Raw genomic sequence first — 5,429 nt, 5'->3', positions numbered from 1 at the left:
ACCTCGGCGACGGCGACGAGGGCACCGACACGCTCCTCGGCGTCGCCTTCATCCGCGCCGGCGGCACGACCTACGCACTCGACGACCTCTTCGCCTGAGGGCATCGGAGGGGAGAGGCCGCCGCCGCCCTCCCCTCCGACGCCGCCTCCGCCGCGGCCAGCCTTGCCTCCCGCCATGGCCTGCGCGCAGGATCGTGGCCATGAGCGAGGCGGAGATCGTCGATCTGGGGGCCGATCCGGTCGAGCAGCGTCGGGCATCCCGCCGCCGCCTCCGCCGTGTCTTCGCCCCGGTCGGCGCCGCCACGCTGCTCATCCTCTCCGTCATCGGGCTCCTGATCGCTGGATATGAGAACAACCGGCGCGGCGCGCTCGCGCTCTCCGAGAACGTCCTGCTGAGCCTCGAGAGGCGGATCGCGCTGCGCGCCGAAAGCTGGCTCGCCCCGGCCTCGCGCGCGCTGAGGCTGCTCAGCGACCTCTACGCGGACGGGCCGCTCTCGGGGGTGACGCGCGAGCATGCCGAGCGGCTGGCCGTGAGCCTGATCCGCACCGTTCCTTCCATCGCGCTCGTCTCCCTCGCCGATACGCGCGGCAACTACGTCTATCAGCGACGGAACGAGCAGGGGGGGATCGACACCAAGACGATCAATGCCGACCCGGGCCCGAGGCGCGTCACCCTCGTCCAGCGCGATGCCCAGGGCAACGTCATCTCCGAGACGGAGGACCCGGCCGACACCTTCGATCCGCGCACGCGCCCCTGGTACATCGCGGCGGTCGAGGGAACCGGCGTGGTCTGGACCGAGCCCTATGTCTTCTTCACCGACAGGGTGCCAGGCGTGACCGCAGCGGTCGCGTTCCGCGACGGTGACCGCGTCCGCGGCGTGTTCGGCGCCGATATCCGGCTCGACGAGCTTTCCGCATTCCTCAACCGCCTCGAGGTCGGCGAGACAGGACGCGCCATCATCGTCGACAGCACTGGCCAGATCGTCGCTCATCCCGAGCTGGGGCTCGCGCTGAAGGAGGTCGACGGCGCGCTTGTGCGCGCGCGAATCGACGACCTCGGCGACCCGGTGCTGAGCCGCGCCTACAGCCTGCACCGCATCAACGGCCATGGCCGGTTCACCTTCGCGCTCGACGGCACCGACCACATCGCCATCTGGGCGCCCCTCCGCGCGGCAGGCGACGGGACGTGGTCGATCCTGATCACCGTGCCGGAGGGCGAGTTCACCAGCTTCGTCGCCAAGGCGAGCCGCCTGACGGGGGCGGTCGGGGCCGTCGTCGTCCTGGTCGCGCTCGGCCTTGCGGGGCTCCTGATCCAGCAGGGCCTGCGGGCGGACACGATGGAGCGCATGCTCGAGCGGCGGAGCCAGAGCATGGCCGCGCAGGCGCGCGTCCTCGCCCGCCTAGGCCGCGCGCCTTCAGTGTACGACCCGGCCCGCGACGAGGGGCTCGAGCTGCTCGGCGCGGCGCTTGCCGAGACGCTCGAGGCGAAGCGGGCGAGCATCTGGCGCATCGGCTCGGCAGGCGATTCGCTCCGCTGCGAGGAGATGTACGACGTCGTCTCGTCGCGGCATGTGCGCGGGCAGAGGCTCAAGCAAGCCGAGCATGCACGCCTGTTCGCCGCACTCGCGCGTGGCGAGGTGTTCGAGGTGGAGAACGCCTCGGCCGATCCGCGCACCGCGGAGCTCGCCACCTCCCTGCTCGGCGACATCGGCAGCAGAGGGGTGCTCTGCGTTCCGGCGATGCGCGGAACGGCGCTGATCGGCGCCATCCTGGTGGAGGACCGTGACCGCAGCCAGGTGCCCGCAAGCCAGGCGATCGCCTTCTCCCTGGCCATCGCCGGCATCGCCACGGGCCGGCTCGCCGCCGCGGAGCAGGCACGGCGCAGGGCGGTCTCGTTCGGCACGGCGGCGGCGCGACAGGTGGCATACGGTTCGTCGGGCGCGACGCGCCTTCCCCCTCCCCCCGCCTCGATCGATGCCGGGGCAGGGGTGCTCGCGGTAGAGACGGTGCCGCCCGCCCCTGCCGAGGCAGCAGAGCGGCCGACGGACAGCGCGACCGAGCGCCTCGCGGAACGCGGCCTCGCCGCGGAAGTGTTCCCGACCGTGACGGTAATGGAACTCCTTCTCGCCGACCCGCTCGCGCTGGCCGAGCCGGTCGCCGAAGCAGGCGGCTGCCCGCTCGCCGACCAGGTCGTGCGCATCGTGCAGCAGGCGGCGCACGAGAGCGGCATCGCCTATCAGCGCGTCGTCGGCTCCTCGATGATCCTCGCAGACGGCTTCGGCGACCGCGCGGCCGAGGCGCCGGGCGTGATCGCCGCGCTCGCGCTCGACATCGCCGAACGCTGCTCCGAGCTGTTCGCCTCGCTCGACCTGCCGTTGGGGTTCCGCATCGGCATCGCCACGGGGCCCGTCATCGGCAGCGGCGTAGGCCAGGGCGTGCGCACCTACAACATCTGGGGCGAGGCGGTGCGGGCGGCGGAGGCCCTCGCCGCGTCGGCGCCGCGCGGCACGGTGCAGGTGTCGGAGAGCGTGCAGGCGCGCCTCGGCGAGCACTTCGCGCTCCGCCCGCGCGGCCGCTACTGGGTTGGCGGCGCCGGCGAGGTGGCGACCTTCCTGCTCGCCGGCAAGGCATGAGCGAGGCCGTCCTGGCCGGGGCGGCGCCAGGCCGCGTAAGGATAGGCCGGTCCGTCAGGCGGGTTCTCGCCTCGGTCGGTGCGCCGACGATCGCCGCGGCGCGCTGGGTCGCCTTCGTCGCGGGGCTTGGCGCGGCAGTCGCCGCGCACGCGGCCAGGCCGCGCTCCTGGCGCAGGCCCGTGCGGACGGCGCTGATGCTCGCGATCCACGAAGCCGGCGTGCGCGCCCTTCCCGCCACGCTCGTCGCGGCAGTGCTCGTCGGCATCGGGATGGTGTTCCAGGCGCTGTACTGGCTTGGCTCCGTCGGGCAGGAAACGCTGATCGGCCCGCTCCTGACGACCATCCTGGTGCGCGAGGTCGCCCCCGTCGTGGTCGGGCTTCTGGTGCTGGGGCGCACGGGCACGGCGACGCTCATCATTCTCGGCGGGCATGTGCGCGAGGGCCGTGTCGCGGCGCTCGATGCGCAGGGCGTCGAGCCGCTCCTGCTTCTTGTGATGCCGCGTGTGATCGCCTCCGCGGTCGCGGGGCTGACGCTCACGATCATCTTCGTTGCCGCCGCCCTGCTCGCCGGCTGGGCGGTTGCCGCGCTGCTCAACCCCGTCGCGCTCAGCCTGCCCGATTTCCTGGGCAACGTGATGCGGTCGATGGGCGCGTCGAACTTCGTCCTGCTGCCCCTCAAGGGGGTGCTGATCGGGCTCGTCGTCTCGCTCGTCGCCTGCGGGCTTGTGTTCGGTTCGCCCCGGCTCTCCGCAAGCCCGACCCATCTCCTGCCGCAGGGCTTCGCGCTCATGGTGCTCGCCAGCCTCCTCGCCTCCGGCGTCGTGAGCATGGTTCTCTGAGCGGATGGACGGCCACACACCCGTTCTCGAGTTCCGCGACGCGCGACTTGCGATCGAGCCAGGCGGCGGCCTTACCGTGCCGGTCACGCTGTCGGTGGCGCAGGGCGCGCTCGTCACGGCCGATCTGCGCGGGCCGCGTCGGCGCCAGGCCTTCGCCGAGGCGGCGGCAGGGCTCAACGCGCCTGCCTCGGGCACCATCCAGTTCCAGGGGCGCGACTGGCAGGAGGTTCCGCCGGAGCACGCCGCGGCGATGCGGGGCCGCATCGGCCGCCATTTCGCGCGCGGCGCCTGGCTGCCCGAGCTGACGATCGAGGAGAACATCCTGCTCGCGCCGCTCTACCATACTGCCCGGAGCGTGGGCGGGCTGCGCGAGGAGGCAGCGAGGCTAGCCATCGCCTTCGGCCTTCCGGGCCTGCCGACCGGCGCGCCGGGCGGGCTCCCCGTGGCCGACCTCCACCGCGCCGGCCTCGTTCGCGCCTTCCTGAACGCGCCCGCGCTCGTCGTGCTCGAGGAGCCGACCGCGATCGACGGGCCAGACCTTCTTCCCGCGCTGATGGAGGCGGTGCGGGCGGTGCGCGACCGTGGCGGCGCGGTGCTGTGGCTCACGGAAAGCATCGCGGTCGCCCTCGACCGGACCGTGCCGGCAACGGCGCGCTATCGCCTAGTGCATGGCGCGCTCATTCCGCTCGGAAGGATCGCGGCGTGAACGGCCCCGCGCCGATGCGCCACGTCAACGAATGGGTCGGCGGGCTCGTTCTGGCCGCGGCCGCGCTTCTGGTCGCCGCGGTGCTGCAGGCAGGCGTGCTCGGCCCGCTGCTGACCCCGGCGTTGACGCTTCGCGTGCTGCTGCCTCCGGACGGCACGGGCGGGCTCTCGGCCGGAGCGCAGGTCGAGGTGCTCGGCACGCGCGCGGGCGAGGTGCGGCGCATCGTGATCGACCCAAGGCAGCAGCTCTATGCCGATGTGCGGTTGAGCGAGGGCATGGACACCTTCGTCCGCCGCGACAGCCGCGTGTTCATCCGTCGGCAGTTCGGCGTGGCCGGCGCGGCCTTCCTCGAGATCACGCGCGGCACCGGCGACCCGCTCGACTGGGACTATGCGGTGCTGGAGGTGACGCGCGAGCAGGGCACGAGCGAGAGCCTCGGCCAGCTCATCGAGGAGCTGCGCGCCAAGCTCGTGCCGATGATCGATGACGTTGGCCGCATCGCCCGCGCGACGGCCGAGACGGTCGAACGCGTGAACGAGGGCCAGGGCACGGTCGGGCGTCTTCTCGTCGACGACACGCTCGCGCGCGAGCTCGAGACCGCCGCCGCGCAGCTCGACCGGACGCTCGCGGAGGCGAATTCCGCCGTGCTCGATGTGCGCCGCGCGGTCGGCTCGGCAGGCACGGCGGCGGAGGGCCTGCCGCGGCTGATCGACCTTGCCGAGACCTCGCTGCAGAATGCACGGCGCATCACCGCAGACCTCGCCGCCGCCTCGCCGCAGGCGCCCCGCATCACGCGGGACGTCGCCTCCGCCACAGCCGTGCTGCCCGGGCTGCTCACCCAGGTTCAGCAGGCCTCGCTCGAGCTCGAGCGCCTTCTCGCAGCACTTCGCGCCAACCCGATCCTCGGCGGCGGGCGGGGGACCGTGGAGGAGGAGCGCGTGCCGCCGCGCGAGGTGCGGCCATGAGGCGGGCACCGATCCTCGCGCTGCTCGTGCTCTGCGCCTGCGGCGGCGCGGTGCCGCCCGACCCGCCGGACCCCGCGCTCGCCCGAACCTCCCGCGCAGCGCTTGCCGCCTGGCAGCAGGAGCGGCCCGAGCAGGCGGCAGAACTGTTCCAGCAGGCGCTGACGCGCTCCTACGCGCGCGACGACGCAGGCGCCATCGCCGACAACGCGACAGGCCTCGCCGCAGCGCAACTGCGCCTCGCGCGCAACGAGGCGGCGCGCGCGACCGCCGCACAGGCCCGCGCCGAC

Annotated in this window: 5 protein-coding genes; all 5 read left to right on the top strand. The window is 73.3% G+C overall.

Annotated elements, in window-relative coordinates; all coding sequences use genetic code 11:
* Positions 1 to 199 precede the first annotated feature (199 nt).
* Complete coding sequence (locus FIF60_RS21230) at positions 200 to 2,632, top strand: cache domain-containing protein (protein ID WP_144300284.1); 2,433 nt, start codon at positions 200 to 202, stop codon at positions 2,630 to 2,632.
* Positions 2,629 to 3,471, top strand: coding sequence for an MlaE family ABC transporter permease (locus FIF60_RS21225; RefSeq protein ID WP_144300283.1), 843 nt, complete (start codon positions 2,629 to 2,631; stop codon positions 3,469 to 3,471). Before FIF60_RS21230 ends, FIF60_RS21225 begins: the two co-directional genes overlap by 4 nt.
* A 4-nt stretch (positions 3,472 to 3,475) precedes the next feature.
* Positions 3,476 to 4,177 (top strand): ATP-binding cassette domain-containing protein, encoded by a 702-nt coding sequence (locus FIF60_RS21220; protein WP_144300282.1) that lies wholly within the window; start codon positions 3,476 to 3,478, stop codon positions 4,175 to 4,177.
* A complete protein-coding gene (locus FIF60_RS21215) occupies positions 4,174 to 5,142 on the top strand; it encodes an MlaD family protein (protein WP_144300281.1) in 969 nt (322 codons plus the stop codon). Before FIF60_RS21220 ends, FIF60_RS21215 begins: the two co-directional genes overlap by 4 nt.
* Positions 5,139 to 5,429: hypothetical protein (locus FIF60_RS21210; RefSeq protein ID WP_144300280.1), on the top strand; the 291-nt coding region annotated here is incomplete at its 3' end. The genes FIF60_RS21215 and FIF60_RS21210, both read left to right, overlap by 4 nt.

Origin of the sequence: Elioraea rosea (assembly GCF_007644105.1) — a bacterium.
Taxonomy (GTDB): Bacteria; Pseudomonadota; Alphaproteobacteria; order Acetobacterales; family Acetobacteraceae; genus Elioraea_A; species Elioraea_A rosea.
Note: the sequence above shows the minus strand (reverse complement) of the source record. Positions and strands in the feature narration are given on the sequence as shown.

What these genes read in the sequence shown, in the direction of transcription:
- FIF60_RS21230 (WP_144300284.1), top strand. Translation starts at nt 200, where the DNA reads ATGAGCGAGGCGGAGATCGTCGATCTGGGGGCCGATCCGGTCGAGCAG.
- FIF60_RS21225 (WP_144300283.1), top strand. Translation starts at nt 2,629, where the DNA reads ATGAGCGAGGCCGTCCTGGCCGGGGCGGCGCCAGGCCGCGTAAGGATA.
- FIF60_RS21220 (WP_144300282.1), top strand. Translation starts at nt 3,476, where the DNA reads ATGGACGGCCACACACCCGTTCTCGAGTTCCGCGACGCGCGACTTGCG.